We start from the raw sequence: 17,677 nt of genomic DNA, 5'->3' as shown, positions 1-17,677 counted from the left end.
GCCCGCAGACGGGCCGCGGCCTTCGCCTTGTCGCGCGGTCGGGATCAGACCGAGTAGGTCTTGTCGTTCTTGGTCAGGCTCCAGGCGCCCTGGGAATTGCCGCCCTGGTTGCCGCCGACCTTCTGCTGCGTGTACTTCCACTGCACCGCGGCGTACTTCAGCGAGAACGATTCGTGCGGCAGGCCTTCGCTGACCACTTCCGGCGCCACGCGCGAGATGATCACGTACTTGAGCTTGATTTCCAGGTACTTGACGCGGTTGCCCTCGCCGTCGGCGCGCAGGAAGTCGATGGTCACTTCGTCAAAGGTGGTGCCGCCCGAGGCATGCTGATACAGCAGCGGGCTGACCACGTCCAGGTCCTTGGTGAAGACCATTTCGCCGTGCTCGGTGCGCTCGGCGGTGTGGCCGCCCGAGGTGGAGGCGGTGGCCGAACGCGGCTGGATGATCTCGTGGCGCCACGAGCCCACTTCGATCCAGTCCGGGTGGTCCTTGTCCTGGGACTCGCCCTTGAGCGCGGGATTGCCGAATTTGACGTAGATGTCCTTCATTAAAGTACTCTCCGGTTAAAAGCTTTGGATCAGACGGTCATCACGATTTCTGGGCCTGGGCGGGCAGTTCCGCAACCAGACGCAGGGAAATCGACAGCTCGTCGAGTTGGAAATGCGGCCGCAGGAACGCCACGGCCCGGAACACGCCAGGACGACCCGGCACTTCGGCTACTTGCACCGATGCTTCCCGCAGGGGGAATTGCGCTTTCTGCTCCTGGTTCGCGTTGTCGTCCAGCAGCACGTACTGCGAGACCCAGCGGTTCAGGAAGCTCTCGACGGATTGCGCGGACGCAAAACTGCCGATCTTGTCGCGCATCATGGCTTTCAGGTAGTGGGCCACGCGCGACACCGAAAAGATGTACTGCAACTGCGCCGACAGCACCGCGTTGGCATTGGCGCTGTCGGTGTTGTACTTCTTGGCCTTCTGCACCGACTGGGCGCCGAAGAACGCGGCGTAGTCGGAGTTCTTGCAGTGCACCAGCGGAATCAGGCCGAGGTCGCTCAGTTCCTTCTCGCGCCGGTCGGTGATGGCGATTTCGGTCGGGCACTTCAGCGCGATCTCGCCGTCGTCGGTCTTGAAGGTGTGGGTCGGCAGGTTCTCGACCAGGCCGCCGCCTTCGACGCCGCGGATCGCCGCGCACCAGCCGAAGTCGGCAAAGGCCGCGGTCAGGCGCGCGCCAAAGGCCCAGGCGGCGTTGCACCACAGGTACTTGGAATGGTCGGTGCCGTCGACGTCCTCGACGAAATTGAAGCCTTCCACCGAGGTGCCCTCTTTCGGGTCGTACGGCAGGCGGCCCAGGAAACGCGGCATGGTCAGGCCTACATAGCGCGAGTCCTCGGAATCGCGGAAGCTGCGCCACTTGGTGTATTCGACGGTGTCGAACACCTTGGCCAGGTCGCGCGGCCGGCCCAGGTCGGCAAAGCTGTCCAGGCCCAGCAGCTCGGGCGAGGCCGAGGCGATGAACGGGGCGTGCGAGGCCGCGGCCACGTGCGACATCTGCTCGATGAAGTACATGTCCTCGGGCTGGCGGGTGATCTCGAAGTTGCCCAGCAGCGCGCCGAAGGGCGAACCGCCGAAGGTGCCGAATTCCTCTTCGTAGACCTTCTTGAACATCAGGCTCTGGTCGAAGTCGATGGCGGTCTGGAAGTCGCGCACCAGGTCGCGCTTGGTGACGTTGAGCACCTTGATCTTGAGCATCGGCCCGGTATTGCTCTCCTGGCACAGGTAATGCAGGCCGCGCCAGGTGCTTTCGAGCTTCTGGAACTCGGCCCCGTGCATGACTTCGCTGAGCTGGGCGGAAATCAGGCGGTCCAGCTCGGCCACGCGGGCGTCGAGCATGGCGGACAGGTTGTCCGACACCACCACGGTGCCCTTCATGACTTCGCGCGCCAGCTCGCCGATCAGGTCCTTGGCGCGATCGTGCTCGGCGGTGGATTTGGCCACCCGGCTCTGCTCGACGATCTGGTCGAGCAGGCCCGAGTCGGCGGCGGCGGCCGGGGCGGATGCGTTCTGCGCGGCGGCGGAATTACTCATTGCTGCCTCCCTTGCCGTCCTTGCCGGCTTCGCTGGTCAGTTGCTGCAGTTTTTCCGTGCTGCTGAGCACTTCGCCCAACAGGTCTTCCAGCTTGTCGTTGCCGGCCAGCTTATTGCGCAGGTCGGCCAGCTTGGTGCGGATCTCCAGCAATTCCTTGAGCGGTTCGATCTGTTGCACCACCGCCTCGGGCCGGAAGTCCTCGATCGAGCGGAACTTCAGGTCGACGCCGAAGGTGCCGCCCTCATCCGTCAGGCGGTTCTTCACGCGGTAGGCGGCGCGCGGTTCGAGGCCGCGCATCACGTCGTCGAAGTTGTCGACGTCGATGTTGACGAACTTGCGGTCCTTCAGGCGCGGCAGCTCGGCTTCCGACTGCGCGCTGAAGTCGCCCACCACGCCCACGACGAAGGGCAGTTCCTTTTGCTCGATCGCGTCGCCCTTCTCGACGTCATAGGTCAACTGGACGCGCGGCGGGCGTACTTTCTGGAGTCTTTTCTGAACGCTTTCTTTCTTAGCCATGGGGGCTCCAAGCGGATGCGTATTGACGATGGCAAGCGGACCCGGCCAGCCGGGTCCGGCGGCCGATCAGGGTTTGTTGAAGAGGTTGCCGAACGGATCCGGCGCGCGGCCCGATGCGGGCGGAGGCGTCTGGGTGGACGACGTGGCGCCGCCCGCCTGCGCCGGCTTGGCCGCGGGCGTCACGGGGGTGTTGGCGGCCGAGGCCGGCGCGCCGCCCGTGGCGGGCATACCGGCTGCGGGCGTACCGGCTGCGGGCGTGCCAGCGGCGGGCGTGCCCGTGCCGGCGGCGGCGTCGTTGCGCGGCTTGGGCGGACGCGTGCCGCCGCCGCGCGGCGGCTTGCGGCCCTCGGGGAACAACACGTCCTGGCCCAGCGTCTCGCGCATGGCGGCGGCCAGGGCCACCGCATCGCTGCGGGCATTGCCGGCCAGCAGCGCGTCGGCGCGCAGGTCCGCCAGCGACTGCATCGCGACCCGCAGGCCGCCCACGGCGCGCACCGTCTTGGCGGTGAAATCGTTCGAATCGCGGTTCAGCGCCTCGTCGGCGGCAACGATGGCTTCCCCGTACTTCTGCTCGTCAAAGCGGATCTTGGCGATATACGACCAGGGCTCGCCGCGCGAGGGGTTGCGTTGTGCGATTTCCTGGAATTGGGCCACGGCCTCGTCGCCGCCCTTGTTGGCCAGCGTCTCCGTGGCCTGGGTGATCGACTGCTTGTATTCAGCGTCCGTCTGGGGCTTGCTGGTGGTGGCGCAACCGGCCATTAACGCCACCATGCCACCTATGAGGAAATACCGGGAAAGTTGCATTTTTTGGGCACGTGTCTGATGTAACCAAGGGCCGCGTATTTCAACAACTTTTTGTTAGTACACCACTACAGGGCATTACGTCATGTAACTCACGCCGAAATGTCGCTCAACGTGCCGTCATCTGTATGCCGTCGCAATGATCCGGTATAAAGAGCCATGTCAAAACATCTCAATTTATCGCGATGCCTGGCCGCCACGATGCTTATCGCGGCAGCCCCCGTCATTACTGGTTGTGCGGCGGTTTCCGCCCTTGGCGCGGTGGCCGGAATCACCGGCACGGCGCTCGATGCGGCGGGCCTGAAAAAGGACCCGAATGCGCCCACGGACGTGAAATTGGCGATACACGCCGGAGAAAATTTGAATGCGAGCAGCGGCCAGCCAACCGCCGTCGTTACGAAAGCATACTATTTGAAGAATGCCGAGGCATTTCAGCGCGCACCGCTCACGCAATTGGTTGATACTGCGCAGGAAAAGGCGGCATTGGGCGACAGTCTGATCGCGTCGCGCGAAATCACCCTGACTCCAGGCCAGCGTTTCGAAAACGTCGAGAAGGTGCCGAAAGGCGCCGCGTATATCGCCGTTGCCGCCTTGTTTTACGCGCCCGCGCCGCAGCGCTGGAAATATGTGTTCGAGGTCAAAGAGGTCGAGGACACCGGCATCGTCCTGGGCGCGCATGCCTGCGCCATGACGGTCGCCACCGGCAAGATCGTGGTGCCGCCAGGCATGCCCGCGTTCGATCCGTCCCGGCTCGGTTCGTTGCAATGCCCGAACTGAATCCGGCGCGAGCCGGATGCGTTCACCGAAACGTCCTCTTTATATATAGATAGTCAATAACGAGAGCCCGCCAACGTGAGTTATTCAGCGAAGATTTTGTGGGGAGAGGGGCTGTTCCTGCGGCCCCAGCATTTTCAGCGCCAGGACGCCTACCATGAGGCCCGCCTGGCGGAAATGAGCCGGGCGCTGCACCCCTATTCCTGGGGCCTGCGCGCGGCGCGCTTCGATGCCGCCGCGCTCGCCAACGGCATGCTGCGCGCCACCGAGCTGTCGGCGATCTTTCCCGACGGCGAGATCTACAACGCGCCGCACAACGACGACCTGCCGCCGGCCGTGGCGCTGGACGGGCTCGACGGCGCCAGCGAGGCCGTGTTCTACCTGGCCCTGCATCCGATGAAGGACATCGGCGGCAACTACCGCGACGCGCAGCAATCGCAGGGCTTCGATGCCCGCTACGCGCACCAGGACAGCCCGGCGCCGGACCTCTACACCAACGCCAGCACCGCCGACCTGGCGTTCCTGCGCAAGAACGTGCGGCTGCTGTCCGAGCACGAACCGCGCGACGCGCTGCTGACCCTGCCGGTGGCGCGCGTGCGCCGCACCGCCAGCGCCGGTTACGAACTGGACACCAGCTTCATCGCCCCCAGCCTCACGGTGCAGGCCTGCGGCGCGCTGTTCGAGCAGTTGCGCCGCCTGCTGGACGCGCTGCAGGCCAAGGTCAATGCGCTGTACGGCTTTCACCGCGAACCCAACAAGAACATCATCGAGTTCCGCTCGGGCGACGTGGCCTCGTTCTGGCTGCTGCATACCGCCAACGAAGCCTATTCGGCGCTGTCGCACCTGTTCCACAACCCGCAGCTGCATCCGGAGCGCCTGTTCCAGGAAATGCTGCGGCTGGCCGGCGCGCTGATGACCTTCTCGAAGGTGCACACGCTGGCCGACCTGCCGGTGTACCGCCACGAACAGCCCGGCGCGGCCTTCGCGCAGCTCGACACGATCCTGCGCGACCTGCTCGACACCGTCATCTCGACCCGCTACTTCTCGATCGTGCTGGAAGAACTGCGGCCGTCGTTCCACGTCGGCCGGCTCGATTCCGACAAGCTCGACGAAACCACCGCGCTGTACCTGTCGGTGTCGGCCGCGACGCCCGCCAGCGAATTGGCCGAGACCGTGCCGCTGCGCTTCAAGGTCGGCGCGCCCGACGACGTCGAGAAGCTGGTGCTGTCGGCCATGCCGGGCGTGCAGCTGGCCTACACGCCGCAGGTGCCCCCGGCGGTGCCGGTCAAGCCCGGCGCCTGCTATTTCGCCTTGCAGACGCGCGGCTCGCTGTACGACCGCATGCTGCAGGCGCGCAGCATCGCCATCTACGCGCCATCCGGCATACCCGAACTGAAACTGGACCTGATCGCCGTCACCCGCTGACCGGCGCCCATCCGCCCCGACGCCACCCCGACGCTTACTGAAAGAGCCCGCCATGACCGCCGCCGCGCCCTCTCTGATGCCCGGAGCCTCGCTCCCTCCCCGTGCCGCCGATTTCTACGGCTCGCGTCCCGCCAAATCGCTGCTGGACCTGCTGTACGACGGTTTCCTGATGCTGTTCCTGCTCAAGAGCGGGCAGGAGCCGGCCAGCGCCGCGTCGTTCTCGGCCCGGGTGCAGCAGTTCCTGGCGGACTTCGAACGCAGCGCCAAGAAGCTCGACATCCCGGCCGAGGACGTCTACGCCACCAAGTACGCGTTCTGCGCCGCCGTGGACGAGACCGTGCTGAATTCCGGTTTCTCGATCCGCGACGCGTGGATGCTGCAGCCGCTGCAACTGACGCTGTTCGGCGAACAGCTGGCCGGCGAGAACTTCTTCACGCGCCTGGAGGACCTGCGCGCCCAGGGCGCGCCGCGGCTGCAATCGCTGGAAGTGTTCTACATGTGCCTGCTGCTGGGCTTTCAGGGCAAGTACATGATCGAGGGCCAGGAAAAACTCGGCTACCTGACCGCGCGCCTGGGCGACGAGATCGCCCTGCTGCGCGGCAAGCGCGCCGGCTTCGCGCCGCACTGGCCGCTGCCCGACAAGATCGCCCACACGCTCAAGCGCGATGTGCCGCTGTGGAGCATCGGCGCGCTGTTCGCCCTGCTGGGCCTGCTGGCCTACCTGGGCATGGCCCACTTCCTGAACGGCGACATGCAGACCGCCATGGCGCCCTATCACGACATCGTCAAGCTCGGGCCCCGCGCCGCCCACCTGACCATCTCGCTGCCCTGAAGGTTCACGCACACCGCCACGCACCATGATCGATCGCTCCTCCCCGCCCGCGGGCTATAGCAGCCTGAATGTTGCCTCGCTGTCCCAGAACGCCCGCCTGCTGCGCGTCGAAACCCCGCTGGGCGAGGCGCTCGCCGTCGAACGCATGCATCTGCGCGAAGGCGTGTCCGAGCTGTTCGCGCTGACGCTGGACTGCCTGTCCTCGTCCGCCGAACTGGATATCGAATCCCTGCTGGGCAAGGAGATCAGCGTCGGCCTGCTGCTGGCCGATGGCGGACAGCGCCGCTGGCACGCGGTGGTGGAAGGCGTGGATGCGCTGGGCGCCGACGGCGGGCTGGCGCGCTACCGCCTGCACGCCGCGCCCTGGCTGGCCACGCTGCGGCTGCGGCGCGACAGCTTCGTGTTCCAGGACAAGTCGGTCACCGACATCCTGACCGACGTGTTCGCGGACTACCCGCTGGCCGCGTTCGCCTTCGAGATCACCGAACCGCTGGCGCCGCGCCCGGTGCGCACCCAGTACCGGGAGACCGACCTGGACTTCGTGCTGCGGTTGATGGCCGAGGCCGGCCTGAGCTTTCGCTTCGACCACCAGCAGGGCGACGGCCAGGCCGACGGCGGCGGCGCGCGCCACCGCCTGGTGGTGTTCGACGCCCGCGCCGCGCGGCCGGCCAACCCCGCCGCCTCACTGCGCTTTCATCGCAGCGACGCCACCGAATCCGAAGACAGCGTCACGCGCTTTGGCGCGGCGCGCGCGCTGCGCGCCAACACGGTCACCCGCGTCGCCTGGAACGACCGCGCGTTGCTGGCGCACGGCGCTCATGCCGAATCGGCCCTGGACGCCGGCGCGCTGCCGCCGCTGGAAGACTACGACTACGACGGCCACGGCCGCCATCCCGACGATGCCACGGCCGAGCAGCTGGCCAGCCGCGGCCTGCAGGCGCACGAAGCGCGCGCGCTGCAATTCGAGGGCGGCGGCTCGGCCCGCCAGATGCTGCCGGGCCACGTCTTCGCGCTGACCCAGCACGACCGCTACGCGCAGGGCGATGCCGCCCCGGGCGACGAGCTGGGCGGCAACCATTACACCCTGCTGTGGGTGGAGCACGAGGCCGCCAACAACCTGGGCAGCCAGGCCGCCCAGGCGCTGGACACGCCCGATCTGGAGCACGGCGCCTATCGCAACAACTTCGGCGCGCAGCCGGCCGCCGCCGCGCTGCTGCCGGCCTGGCGCGCCCGGCCCACGGCCCCCGAGGGCGTGACCGCGCTGGTGGTGACGGCGCAGGACGCCAGCGTGACCACCGGCCGCGACCTGCGCGTCAAGGTGCAATTTCCCTGGCAACGCGGCGAACGGCCGCTGCCGGGCGGGCTGCGCCACCGCAGCCACGGCGACGACGCCGGCAACGCGCCCGGCGACGACCGCTCCGGCACCTGGCTGCGCGTGGCCGGCGCGCAAGCGGGTCCGAACTGGGGCGCGCACCACCTGCCGCGCCAGGGCACCGAAGTCGTGGTGGAATTCCTCGACGGCGACATCGACCAGCCCGTGGTGGTGGCGCAGTTGTACAACGACAGCGACCTGCCGCCCTGGAGCGCGGGCGTGGACGCCGATGCCAACCATCCCGGCACGCTCAGCGGCTGGCACAGCCAGGGCCTGGACGGCAGCGGCCACACCCAGTGGCTGTTCGACGACACCGCAGGCCAGGTGCGCACGCGCCTGTCCAGCTCCATCGCCGCCTCGCAATTGGGGCTGGGCTATCTGGTGCAGCAAGGCGCCGACGACGCCTCGCGCGGCCAATGGCGCGGCACGGGCTTCGAACTGCGTTCCGACGCCTGGACCGTGGTGCGTTCGGGCCAGGGCATGCTGCTGTCGGCCAACGCCCGCGAAAGCGCCCGCTCCACCCAGGCCGATGCGCAGGAAGCGCTCCTGTTGCTGCGTGGCGCGCAACATGCCGCGCAGCGTATCGACAACCTGGCCACGCAGAGCCAGGCGCGCGCGCTGGCGGCCAACGAACAATTCAACCCGCTGATCCAGGCGCTGGACCCGAAGGCCGACGGCCGCTATGCCGGCAGCGTCGGCGGCCAGCAGGCGGTGAAGGCCAGCGCCAACGAGCGCAGCGGCACCGACCCGGTCGAACGCATCGATGGCGCCCGCATGCTGGTCGATGCGCCCTCGTCCCTGAACCTGGCGACCCCCGCCAGCGCGATCCTGCATGCCAGCGAAAACCTGCACGCCACGGCCCAGGCCGACGGCCACGTCGCGGCGCGCCAGACCTTCGCCAGCGCCTCGGGCCGTTCCACCAGCCTGTTCGTGCAGGACGGCGGCCTGCGCGCCATCGCCGCCAACGCACCGGTGTCGATCCACGCGCACACCGACATGCTGGAAATGCTGGCGGGCCAGGACATCACCATCACCTCCACCACCGACAGCATCGAGATCCTGGCGAACACCCGCATCACCTTGCAGGCCGCGGGCGGCGCCATCGTCATGGACGGCGGCGACATCCTCTTCAAAGGACCGGGCATGTTCTCGGTCAAGGGCGCGTCGCACAACCTGATCGGCCCGGCCAGCGACGCGGCCGCCCTGCCCGCGCTGCCCTCCAGCCAGGTCGGCGACCCGATGCTGGTGACCGCCGAACTGGTGCACCGGCCCGCCGCGCTGCTCCAGGCCCTGAGCGGTTCAGGCAAGGCGCTCAATGCCGCTGGCGCTTCGGACGCCCTAGCCGCCGCGCCGGCCGCCGCCGATGCGACTTCCGCGGGCGGCCCCGGCTCGGCCCTGGCCGGTGGCGCCAGCGCGCTTTCGAGCGGCCTGACGGCCGCTTCCGGCATGCTGGCCAAAGCCAAGTCAATGGCCGGCGCCGTGCTCAAGCCGGTGCAGGACCTGGGCGCGATGGCCGGCAAAGCCATGGGCGCCGTCACCGAAGCCGGCTCCGGCCTGGTCTCGGGCGTCGCGGCCAAGGCCGGCGGCATGGCGCAGTCCGCGGTGAGCGCGGTCACGCCGTCGCTGATGAGCGGCGGCACCCCGTCGCTGATGGGGCGCGCCGCTTCGGCCGCCGGCAATGCCACGCAATCGCTGGTAAGTGAAAGCGCCGCGTCCCTGACGCAAGGCGCCGGCGGCGCGCTCGCCAGCGCCGTGCCCATGCCTGCCGGCCTGGCCAACGCCGCCGACGCGGTCTCCCAGGCCGGCGCCATGGCCGGCCAGGCCACGGCGATGGCATCGCAGGCCGCCGCGCTGGGTTCGAAAGCCGGCGGCATGTTGTCCGGCGCCTCGGACGGTGCCGCTGGCGCGGCGGGTGCCTCGGCATCCGCGGGTGGCGCGGCGGGCGCGTCGACATCCGCTGGCGGCGTGGGCGCAGCCATCGGCCCGATGATGACCCAGGCCATGAGCGTCATGGGCGACCGCGGCGCGGCGCTCGGCTCCACCGTGAACACGCTGCTGTCGATGCCGGACGTCACCCAGGGCAACCTGCCCGCCGTGGCCGGCGCCATTCTCAGCACGCCGGGGCTGACCCACTCCGCGGTCCCGGCGGTGGTGGGCGCCATCCTGCAATCGCCCAGCATTTCCAGCGTGACGCTGCCCAAGGTGGCGCAAGCCATCATGAACATCCCCGCGGTGGCCAACTCGCCCTATCCGGGCCTGGCCCGGCGCGTGATGGAAGCGGCCGGCATCAACCTGCCCGGCGCCGCGCGGGTGCCCGGCGGCGCCACCGGCGAACCGGCGGGCGACACGCCAAGGCCAGCCACCACGGTGGCCTCGGCCTACCAGGCGCGTAGCGGCGCCAAGCTGCAATACGTCAACCTGCCGCAGGCCGAGGAACGCTGGAACGACGGCCAGGCGCTCACCAGCCTGGACCGCCAGACCAACAAGCCCAAGATCCGCGTGCGCTTCGACAAGGCCGGCCAACACCGCTTCACGGTCAAGGTCAGCCCGCGGCCGGGCAATGCGGTGTACTCGGCGCGCGAACTGAGCCGTCAGCCGCTCTACCGCGAGCCGAACCAGCGCTCCTACAGTTACGTCACCGATCCGGACGGCACCAAGATCGTCGACGATATCGCGCTGCCAGCCGCCGGACTGAACACTTATCTGTTCGAGGTGGTCAACGACAAGAACCAGATCATCTCCACCGAGGTCGTGGAAACGGTCAGGCGCCTGTACATCCAGGAAATCATGCTGCCCGGCCCCGAGCCGATGCAACGCCCCCACGGCTTCCAGCCGACCGCGACCGAGTACGCGCGGCACGGCGTGGACGTGGTGCAGTTGCCGCCGCTGACCACGCGCGGCCAGGCCAATTACGATGTGATCTACGACAACAGCGCTGACGATGCCCGCCTGCGCAGCGCGGCACGGTCGGTCTACGCCCAATCGCAGGGCGCCGAGCGCGAGCCGTACACCATCGTGGCCTGCCACGTGGACCGGCTCGCCACGCCGAAGCCGGTGCAACCCTTTTACATCCGCGCCAACGCGGGCCCGGGCGCCGGCAGCACACAGGTCCAGTTCGCCGACGCCGCCGGCGACGTCAGCTTCCTCTGGTACAACATCGATCCGGCCCAGGACTGGTTCCTGGAATGCCTGTTCGAGTACACCGACCCGGCCGCCGGCGTGCGACGCGCGGAGGTGTCACGCGATCGGGTCACGCCGGTCCCCTACGATCCGGCCCAGCCCAAGGCCTGCCATGCGGTGAACGTACGCCTTGAGGGGCTGCTGCCCGTGCCCACGGCCGGCAAGATCGTGTTGCGCGTGCGACTCATGGAAAGCGCGGCGGCCGGTCTCGCGTTCTACAACACCAACCTGCTGTGCGTGGCCGCGATGTCCCCCTGGGACCCGGTGACGATGAACTACCAGCAGGAGACCTTCGTCCATGAAATCGGCCACCTGATCGGCATGACGCCCAGCGGCCCGGAATGGGTCCAGGCGCATCCGGACGAAGCCGACATGGACTCGTCCAAACTCGACAAGGGGCCGTTTTTCTATTCCAAGTGGGGCAACCACTGCCATCAGGGCCTGCCTGCGAACCGGTTCAGCGATGCCGACACTGGCGCCTGCGTCATGTTCGGCGCCGACTGCATGAGCATCCGCTTCTGCGTCCATTGCGCCAAGGCCGTCCGCAAAGTGGATATGTCCGGTGGCTGGCCCACGTTCTGACGGCTGGCGCCGCGCGGCGCCGGCCCTGGTTTTGCTGCTCGCGGCCGCGCTCTCCGCCCTGCCCGCGTCGGCGCGGACCGTCGGCGGTCCGCGCGCCCCCTCTCAACCCGCTACCCAGACCGCTTCCATGACCACCGACTGGATTGACCCGCCCGCCTTCGCCACCGCCCCCATCGGCACCGTGTTGGACCACGCCTGCATCCCGCCCAACCACGGCAGCGATGACCAACTGAACATCGCCGCGCCCACCCGCGTGCGGCCGCAGGCCACCGGCGCCTTAGTGATCCCGGTATGCGCGCAGGGCATCATCCCCGTCTCGCAAAATCAGAAGTTGCCGCGCTTCGTGGCGGTCAACACCCAGACCGGCAAGACCTACGAAGGCGTGGCCTACGAATACAAGCGCCGTCCGCCCCGCGCCGGCGTCGAGGTCGACGAGATCCCGGGCTCGCGCCCGCCCAAGGGCATCCCGATCAGCCCGGGCATCAGCGTCGGCACGCAGTTCAGCACCGACCTGGCGGCGCAGGTGGGACTGCCCACGGAGCCGGCGAAATACGAGGTGTACATCGAGTCCAACGGCGTGCGGTCCAATACCGTCACGATCGAAGTGCAGGCGGCGCCCTAGCCCTGGCGCGGCGCTGCCCCCGGCTGAGCATGTTCCCGCTCGAAATCCTTCTGCTCATCGGCGGCATAGCGCTGGCCGTCGGCATCGCCGCGCTGGTGGTGGCGATCCAGGTCCTGCGCTTCATCCACTGGGGGTACTGGGCCGACGATGCGACCCACGGCGAGCGGCCCCATTTCACCGGCCCGCTGCTGGCCCTGGTGTTCAGCCTGCTGGCCGCCAGCGAAATCCTGCCGTTTCACCCGATCCTCGACCGGATCCATGAATTGAATCCGGTGCCGCCCTGGGCGACGGATTATTACGTGGTGGCGATGCTGGGGTTGATGGTGCTGTCCTGGGCCTATGGAGGCAGGGTCAAGCACTGGCTGTGGAACGGGTTGCGGCGATGGCTGCGGTGCTCAGGGGCGCAGTCCGAATCGTGAATACGCGGTAGCCCGAGCGTTGCGACCGCGTCGGCTTCAACCATTCTTGTCGCCCGGCGGCGTGCCCTGGGCTTTCAAGCGTGCGATGGTCGCCACCGGCAATGCAGCGACGGCCTTGGCGAAATCGCCTGGCTGGCGGCCGGGTTGCGACAGCAGCGCGGCGATTTCCGGGTCGGTATCGAAGTCGGAGGCGACGGTGAAATACAGGCGCATGTATTGGCGCATGTCTTGCTTCTCCACGATGCGATACTTGATCCAGGCCGTCCTGGCGACTTTGCCAAGCACACGCAGGACCTCATCGCCATCCCGATAATCTTCGAATGCGCCTCGGTATTCCCGGTAAAGCCAGTCCGTCGTGTCGACCAACGGGAAGCGTGTCTGGCCGAGCAGTTTGCGGCTCAGGGCCAGCTCCATATGCTCATCGGGGTAGATGTGCAGTTCCAGGTACAACGGCCCATTGCCAGCGGGTATGGGCGTCGGGTCGAGATGGACCTTGGTTTCCTTGCGAAACAGCAAGCTGTCCATCGTACCGTCATAGAGATGCTTGATCGCCTCTTCACCATCCAGACCTGACCATCGAACCGTGAACTCCGTGCCCTTCAAGGTGTAGCAACAGGTCACTGATCCCTCGCCGCCGCCAACACCCATGGCGCCGCTGCTGGCGGTCCGCCCCGCTTTGTCGGAAATGAGGATGGTGTCGATGTCCCACGGCGTGTAGTTGTAGGCGATCAGGTTCAGACCACGATACTCGGGCTCGCCGCCACAAGCGGCCGATGCCGCCAGCAATGCGATTGCGAAAACCCGGCTTGCGTGCCGCCGCTTCATGGCCGGGCCGGCGCCAAACTATCCAGGTTCGCCCGCATCTGGTCCACGCGCGCCGCCGCGGCGGTGTCGCTCTTCATCTTCGCCTCCTCGGCCTTGAAATCGGTCTTGCCGAAAATGTCCTTGTCGCGCGTGCGGAAGTACAGCGTGGTGCTGGCCAGCAGGTGATCCGGCCAACTGCTCAGCATGGCGTCGTGCACCAGGAAGTCGAACAGCGCCATGACCTTGGGCGGCAGCGGATTCTTGCCGGCGCTGGCTTCGCGCCATACGTTCAGCAGGCGCTGTTCGGTGGCCCGCCTTGCCTTCATGTCGGCGAACGGGTCCTTGGGCTGGTCTTCGTCGGTCAACTTGCCGCCATTGCGCACGATGATGTCGTTGCGCATCTTTTGCATATCGCGCGGGCCCTGGTTCACCTGCTCGATGCGGCGCACCAGCTCAGGATTGGTGCGGCGGAGTTCGTCTTTGCGCCGCTCGTTCTCGGCATCCTTGCGCTCGGCATCTTCCAGCGCCCGGTATTCCTCCTCAAGCCGCTGCCACAACGGCTTGAACCGCTTGGGCGGCAACTCGCCACGGCTGGCCGCCGCGCGCTCCCAGCGTTCGTCCTTCAGCGCCTCCAGTTCTTTCAGGCGAGCCGTGTTTTCGGGCTTTGCCCGCTCTTCGCGGGACAGCGCCGACACGCGGCGGAGTTCTTCGTTGTATTCCTGTTCGGGCGTGAAGAAATCGCGATCCTTGATCCACTTTTCCGCGGGATCAGACAGTTCGCTCTTGAAGACGGGGTCCTGGTAGCGGACGGCGAGCCAGCGCAGGAAGACTTCCATGTGGGGCATGAAGTCGATGCCGGGCTCGTATTTCACGACGCTGCGATAGGCATCAACCAACTCGTTGATATGGTATGTCTGGCCGCCATCCTGGATAGACGCAGCCATGCTGAACTTGGCATAAGTCAGCGCCCGCTTGTCGAATAGTTGCTCCATGCTGTAGAAGCCCACGCCGTGGCAGAGGCCAAGATTCAGCATGTCGCGCAACGGCACCCGCGACAGCTCGCCGCGTGATCCAAGCGACCCCTCGGGACTGACACCCGTGACATCCCCGCTCGACCCGGGGTAGAGATACTGCTCACCCCGGGTTTTCTCAAGGCTATCCACACGCTGGTTGGCACGCAGCTCCTGCGCGGCGGCAAAGTGGACGCATTTTTCGACTGCGCCTGGCACCGTCAGCGTACGATCCTTGTGAGTCTGTTTGATCAGATCCGTAAATGGCAGAAAACCCAGGAAGGTATTCTCATCCATGATCGACGAGACGGAATCGAGCAACCCCAGGAAGCGGATGCGGATTTCAGCCTCGCGCGCGCCATTCACGCCCGGAAAGACGAGATCCTTGTCATGGCGACGGCGGTACTTCTTGACCACGTCGTTGATGAACTGGCGTGCCATGACGCCTCCCCGATCGCCGCCAAACACCGAAATCTCGATCCGCCGCACGTTATTCATTTCGGCGCTTACCGCCTCATGGACCGCACGCAACTGGCGCAGCGCCGCATCGACCCGCACGTCAACACCGGTTCCCATCAGGTAGGCCACGGTTTCGTTGTCACGAATGACGGGTACGCCTTCCAGCGCCGTGGTCTTGGCGACTTCCTTGGCCGCGGTCCAACCAACTTTCAAGGGATTTTTCTTGAAGCCTGCCCAGAAACCACGCACCGTACCCTTGGCTCGATTGACCAGGCGTTCCGGGTCCCAGGCATTCCAGATCCGCACCACCTTGTCGGGAAGCGTCTTGACGTCCTTCACCACATCCTTGTACGCCTTGACCACCGGCTGAAACGAGCCCTCTTTGATCATCTTCTGGGTAGCGCTGCGCAAGCGCTTGAGCGCATCCGTCTCCGGAATCTCGTCGGTGCGGGTGATGTTCTTGGCAGCGTTCTTGGCGTTCTTCGCGGCTTCGCTCAGGATTTTTTTTCCGGCGGTGGTCGCTCCGTATATCAAATCGTCATTCTTGGCGTCCGCATTCAACTCCGTGCCCAGTCCTGAATAGTAGAACCGGAACCAATACTGATTCACGGGGCGATCTTCGTCGTCATGAGCATAGTGCGCTTCCCAGAGCCGACAGATATTCGAGTAGAACGTGGGATGCTTGTTATCGACATCGCGGCTGCGGCCGAACCCGTCGAAGAAGAACCCGATGCGGATCACGGCGCCACATTCCTGGCAGTCCTGCTTCGGATAGGCGGCCTCGTTCTCGGCCATTTTCTTGAGCACGGTGGCGGGGGTGCGATCCACCGGCGACAGGCGGTCAGCCATTCTTGTCTCCCGGAGCGGTTCCCGTAGCTTTCAGATGCGCGATCTTGTCCGCAGGCAAGGCCTGCACGGCCTTGGCAAAGTCGCCCGGCTGGCGACCAGATTTGGCCAGCAGCGCCGCGATGTCCGGGTCGGTGTTGAAGTTCGATGCCACGGTGAAATACAGCAGCATGTATTCCTGCAGGTCCTGCTTATCCTCGAGACGGTATTTCGTCCAGGCCGTTTTGGTCACCTTGGCGACAACCCTGCGAACCTCGGCACTACTGCGATAGTCGCCCAGAGCGTCACGATGCTGGGCATAGAGCCAACGCGTAACCTCGACGATCGGAATGCGTACCTGCCCCAGCAACTTGCGGCTCAGTGCCAGCTCCATATGCTCGTCGGGGTAGATGTGCAGCTCCAGATATAGCGGCCCATCACCCGGCGGAATCTCGGCCGCGGGAAAACGGACGGGCGTCTCCTTGTTGAAGATCACCTCCTCCAACTTGCCGTCAAACATGTGTTGGCGGGCCTCCTCCGCGTCCGCCCCACGCCATTGCACCTTGAAATCGGTGCCCTTGAGGTGATAGCAGCAGGTCACCGAACCTTCCCCGCCACCCGCGATGATGGCACCTGTAGTGGCCGAGTTTCCCTCTTTATCCGTGACCTCGACACGATCCAAATCCCAAGGCGTGTAGTTGTAAGTTACGAACGAGAGTCCCTTGTAGCTAGGCTCGCCATTGCATCCCGCCAGCATCCCCAGCCACATCAACAGAATGACCAAGCCCTTACGCATTCAAAACCCCCTGTTCCCGTTCCTGCTCCGCCCGCAGCAGCCCATCCCACACCGCGTCGGGCACATGTGCCAGCGCCTGCGACAGCCCCTCGCCCTGGAAGGCACGCAGCGCCGGCGCAATCGCCTCGTGTTCGTCAAAGCGCGGGGAAATCGTGATGCCCCACGCCACATAGTCCAGCATGTCGCGCTCGCTGGCGATGCCGTATGAGCGCGCCCGCGCCATCTGTTCGGTCACGCGCTCGACCAGTTCATCCTGCCGCAGTTCGCCCAGCACGCCCAGGTAGATGCGGCGGATCTGCACCGCCAGCTTGTCCGGATAGTCCAGCTCCAGCAGCGCCTGGTGCTGCGCCAGCGTGAACGGTTGCTGTCGGGGCGCATCGTCGGCCGGCCGCTGGCCGGGGCCGGTCCACTGCGCCAGGGTGCCGTCGCGGCGCGGGTAGCGCAGCAGATTGAACGGCGCCAGGAAACGCGCGCGCTCGGCCGGCGTCCACACCTGGAAGGCGCGGTCCAGGATGCGGCTGTCGTACAGGTGCAGGTAGTACTCGCGGCCATCGGGCAGGCCGTACTCCCCGTAATAGGCGAAGTGCGCCATCAGTTCGGCCAGCGGCAAGGGCGACACCAGATGGGTCAGCGCATACGCGCCGCTATCGCTTTGGTGCAGCCGCTTCAGCAGGCGCAGCAATTCCGAGGTACGCGGCTCGCCCGGGTCGCGCGACAGTTCGAAACGGGTCAGGTCATCGACCTCGATCAGCAACGGCGCGATGTCTTCGTAGATCGCCAGTTCGGTGCCAACCCAGATCGAGCCATGGCTGAGATCCGCGCTGGCCCGGATCGGCGCTGCCAGTTCGGCGTGGCCGCGAAAATCCACCAGCAGAAAGGTATTCAACGCGGCGCCGACATCGGCGGCCAGCTCAATGGCCTGGGCCAGCGTGTCGCTCAGGCGCGACTCCCAATTCATCATGCCGCCCCTCATGCTTTGTCGGTGATCGACTGCACGCCATCCTGCGCGTCCAGCACGCACTGCTTGCAGACGGTGAACTGGGGGAAGGCATACGGCAGGCGGTCGGGCCCGGCGAACTGCTTGTTGCCGGTCTTGACGTCGATGCGGCCCGGCGCGGTGACGGTGATGTTGCCGCCTTCGAGCACGATGCTGGCGCCGGCCGCCGTGGCGATGCGG

Annotated in this window: 15 protein-coding genes; 6 read left to right on the top strand and 9 right to left on the bottom strand. The window is 66.4% G+C overall.

Translation table 11 applies throughout. The features are described 5' to 3' along the window. Window positions 1-44: 44 nt before the first annotated feature. The 4 genes from HV742_RS26765 to HV742_RS26750 all read right to left on the bottom strand — a co-directional run bounded on the left by HV742_RS26765 (window position 45) and on the right by HV742_RS26750 (window position 3,403). A complete protein-coding gene (locus tag HV742_RS26765; RefSeq protein ID WP_006384074.1) occupies window positions 45-548 on the bottom strand; it encodes an Hcp family type VI secretion system effector in 504 nt (167 codons plus the stop codon). A 40-nt stretch (window positions 549-588) separates the two neighbouring features. Beyond that, entirely contained in the window at window positions 589-2,082 is a 1,494-nt protein-coding gene (gene tssC / locus HV742_RS26760) for a type VI secretion system contractile sheath large subunit (protein ID WP_068959502.1), read from the bottom strand. Beyond that, window positions 2,075-2,599, bottom strand: a complete 525-nt coding sequence (gene tssB, locus HV742_RS26755; protein ID WP_006384072.1) for a type VI secretion system contractile sheath small subunit — start codon at window positions 2,597-2,599, stop codon at window positions 2,075-2,077. The genes tssC and tssB overlap by 8 nt, the downstream gene beginning before the upstream one ends. A 66-nt stretch (window positions 2,600-2,665) precedes the next feature. Beyond that, entirely contained in the window at window positions 2,666-3,403 is a 738-nt protein-coding gene (locus HV742_RS26750; RefSeq protein ID WP_254601265.1) for an outer membrane protein assembly factor BamD, read from the bottom strand. 156 nt (window positions 3,404-3,559) lie between these two features. On the opposite strand from HV742_RS26750, the gene tssJ reads away from it, so the two are divergent. The 6 genes from tssJ to HV742_RS26720 all read left to right on the top strand — a co-directional run bounded on the left by tssJ (window position 3,560) and on the right by HV742_RS26720 (window position 12,606). After that, complete coding sequence (gene tssJ, locus HV742_RS26745; protein ID WP_231132838.1) at window positions 3,560-4,177, top strand: type VI secretion system lipoprotein TssJ; 618 nt, start codon at window positions 3,560-3,562, stop codon at window positions 4,175-4,177. Between the two features lie 75 nt (window positions 4,178-4,252). After that, window positions 4,253-5,599, top strand: a complete 1,347-nt coding sequence (tssK, locus tag HV742_RS26740) for a type VI secretion system baseplate subunit TssK (protein WP_054416621.1) — start codon at window positions 4,253-4,255, stop codon at window positions 5,597-5,599. 52 nt (window positions 5,600-5,651) lie between these two features. Beyond that, entirely contained in the window at window positions 5,652-6,431 is a 780-nt protein-coding gene (gene icmH, locus HV742_RS26735; RefSeq protein ID WP_054416622.1) for a type IVB secretion system protein IcmH/DotU, read from the top strand. Between the two features lie 25 nt (window positions 6,432-6,456). Beyond that, window positions 6,457-11,565, top strand: a complete 5,109-nt coding sequence (locus HV742_RS26730) for a type VI secretion system Vgr family protein (RefSeq protein ID WP_175146806.1) — start codon at window positions 6,457-6,459, stop codon at window positions 11,563-11,565. 127 nt (window positions 11,566-11,692) lie between these two features. Beyond that, a complete protein-coding gene (locus HV742_RS26725; RefSeq protein ID WP_211485659.1) occupies window positions 11,693-12,187 on the top strand; it encodes a hypothetical protein in 495 nt (164 codons plus the stop codon). A 29-nt stretch (window positions 12,188-12,216) separates the two neighbouring features. Further along, window positions 12,217-12,606: a hypothetical protein gene (locus HV742_RS26720; RefSeq protein ID WP_175146805.1), complete on the top strand. Its 390-nt coding sequence runs from the start codon at window positions 12,217-12,219 to the stop codon at window positions 12,604-12,606. A 36-nt stretch (window positions 12,607-12,642) separates the two neighbouring features. Here the strand turns inward: HV742_RS26720 and HV742_RS26715 are convergent, their stop codons facing one another. The 5 genes from HV742_RS26715 to HV742_RS26695 form a co-directional block, all read right to left on the bottom strand. Then, on the bottom strand, window positions 12,643-13,431 hold the full coding sequence (locus HV742_RS26715) for a DUF3304 domain-containing protein (protein ID WP_063580025.1): 789 nt from the start codon (window positions 13,429-13,431) through the stop codon (window positions 12,643-12,645). Further along, window positions 13,428-15,728, bottom strand: coding sequence for a T6SS phospholipase effector Tle1-like catalytic domain-containing protein (locus tag HV742_RS26710; RefSeq protein WP_175146804.1), 2,301 nt, complete (start codon window positions 15,726-15,728; stop codon window positions 13,428-13,430). The genes HV742_RS26715 and HV742_RS26710 overlap by 4 nt, the downstream gene beginning before the upstream one ends. After that, window positions 15,721-16,500 (bottom strand): DUF3304 domain-containing protein, encoded by a 780-nt coding sequence (locus HV742_RS26705; protein ID WP_063580023.1) that lies wholly within the window; start codon window positions 16,498-16,500, stop codon window positions 15,721-15,723. The genes HV742_RS26710 and HV742_RS26705 overlap by 8 nt, the downstream gene beginning before the upstream one ends. Continuing rightward, window positions 16,493-17,461 (bottom strand): DUF4123 domain-containing protein, encoded by a 969-nt coding sequence (locus HV742_RS26700; RefSeq protein ID WP_175146803.1) that lies wholly within the window; start codon window positions 17,459-17,461, stop codon window positions 16,493-16,495. Before HV742_RS26700 ends, HV742_RS26705 begins: the two co-directional genes overlap by 8 nt. Before the next feature lie 8 nt (window positions 17,462-17,469). Continuing rightward, on the bottom strand, window positions 17,470-17,677 hold a 208-nt coding region (locus HV742_RS26695), incomplete at its 5' end, for a DUF2345 domain-containing protein (protein WP_175146802.1).

Origin of the sequence: Achromobacter ruhlandii (assembly GCF_902859695.1) — a bacterium.
GTDB lineage: Bacteria > Pseudomonadota > Gammaproteobacteria > Burkholderiales > Burkholderiaceae_B > Achromobacter > Achromobacter ruhlandii.
The sequence above is the reverse complement of the archived record's forward strand: the minus strand, read 5'-3'. Positions and strand labels throughout refer to the sequence as shown.